Origin of the sequence: Priestia sp. BR_2 (assembly GCF_041954005.1) — a bacterium.
GTDB classification, from domain to species: domain Bacteria; phylum Bacillota; class Bacilli; order Paenibacillales; family Paenibacillaceae; genus Paenibacillus_AQ; species Paenibacillus_AQ lautus_A.
Genome location: NZ_JAVFHM010000022.1, coordinates 1 through 1,831, shown reverse-complemented (window position 1 = coordinate 1,831; position 1,831 = coordinate 1). Strand labels below are relative to the sequence as shown.

Here is a 1,831-nt window from a genome sequence, read left to right as displayed (position 1 = left end):
TTTTTCTGTTTTTAAGCTGTATATGATATACAAAGGTAGTTGGCATAATAGGTATTCCAAGCATCAAGAAGAAGCGCTAATCTTTTCTTAGACTAACGCTCCCTATAGTTTGTTTAATAATCTAATCTACAATTAAAGCTTTAATTTTTCATATTTGCTTACATAGAGATAATTTTCGTTGCAACTGTTTGTTGGAATGCTTGATCATGCTCAACGATAATCATTGTGGGACTAAAGCTTTGAATGAGCTCTTCAATCTGCACACGCGAATAAATATCAATAAAATTTAGTGGTTCATCCCAAATATATAAATGAGCTTTTTCACATAAACTTTTGGCTATAAGCAGCTTTTTCTTTTGTCCACCAGAATAGTGAGATATATCTTTCTCAAATTGAATTCGGTCAAAATCCATCTTACGTAGGATAGATTTAAATAACGTTTCATCAATCTCATATTCTTCAATGAAGTCCGATAATCGTCCTTTCAAGTGAGAGGTATCTTGTTGGACATAAGAAATAATGAGGCCAGATCCTGCATTCATTGAGCCTGTATACTGTATTGGTTTTCCTAGAATTAGTTTTAGGATACTACTTTTGCCACTTCCATTCTTTCCATCGAGTACAATACGGTCACCTTGTTCAACTTTAAAGCTAATTGGCTTGTTTACTATTTGGGCATTATATTTAACAGATATATCAGTCAAATTAATCAATTCATTTGATTGAAATTCTAATGGTTTTAATTTTAAGGACTCATTTTTTTCCACATTTTTCAACAACTTGGACTTTTCTTCAATAGCTTTTTGTTGCCTTGTTTCAAGGTTCTTTGCTCTCTTCATCATCTTTTCTGCTTTATGCCCTACAAAACCTTTATCCAACTTAGAACCAGAATTTGTTGTCCCATTTTTGGAAGATTCCACTTGATTAGACCAACCTGTTGCACGCTTTGAGGATTGTGTTAATCTTCCAATGTCTTTTTGTAGACGTTGATTTTTTGCCTCTTCGTGTTCCTGCTGTCTATCAAAGTTTAATTTCCACGAAGAATAGTTACCACTTTGAACTTCAATGTTTGTTCTATTGATAGATAAGATATGATCCACGCATCTATCTAAAAACATTCTGTCATGGGAAATTAAAATAAATCCTTTTTTCTTCCCTAGATAATTAGAGACTATCTTTCGTGCGTCAGTGTCTAGGTGATTGGTTGGCTCATCAATCAATAGAAATTGACCCTCATTTAAAAAAAGTCCAGCAAGCAACACCTTTGTTTGTTCCCCATTAGATAATGTTTTAAATGGTCGGTACATGACCTCCGCATCAACATTCAAATAGGATATTTCACGAAGAAATTCCCAATCTTCTACTTGGGGGCAGATTTCTTCTAAGATTTCATGAGTATACTTGTTTTTATCCGACACTGGATAAGGGAAATAATTAAATTCTACAGAGGAAATGATTTCCCCACTATACTCATAATTCTCTAATAATAAATTGAAGAATGTTGTTTTACCTCGTCCATTTCTACCGATAAATCCAAGTTTCCAATCCGTATCTATTTGAAAGTTTACATCTTCAAAAATATTGTCAAAACTACTTGGATAAGAAAAAGTTAAATTTTGAACTTGTATCATTGACATAATAATTCCTCCTTTGTATAGCAACACTTTTTACTTTTTATACAAAGTCGGCACATCCATCTATTCTAAATTACTCTGTATAAGTTTGATGGATATTAACGACTTATACAGAGTATTACATGCGTCACAATAGTGTCTGAATTGCTCATTTCTCTCTCTCCTTTATTCATTAGATTAAGTTGAAGCATTAAAAA

The 1,831-nt window shown here is 32.7% G+C and carries 1 protein-coding gene; it reads right to left on the bottom strand.

Translation table 11 applies throughout. The features are described from left to right. Positions 1–158 precede the first annotated feature (158 nt). The gene (locus tag RB298_RS00265; protein WP_486045170.1) at positions 159–1,637 is read right to left on the bottom strand and encodes an Lsa family ABC-F type ribosomal protection protein; all 1,479 of its coding nucleotides are present in this window, start codon (positions 1,635–1,637) and stop codon (positions 159–161) included. Positions 1,638–1,831 lie beyond the last annotated feature (194 nt).

What these genes read in the sequence shown, in the direction of transcription:
- RB298_RS00265 (WP_486045170.1), bottom strand. Translation starts at nt 1,637, where the DNA reads ATGTCAATGATACAAGTTCAAAATTTAACTTTTTCTTATCCAAGTAGT.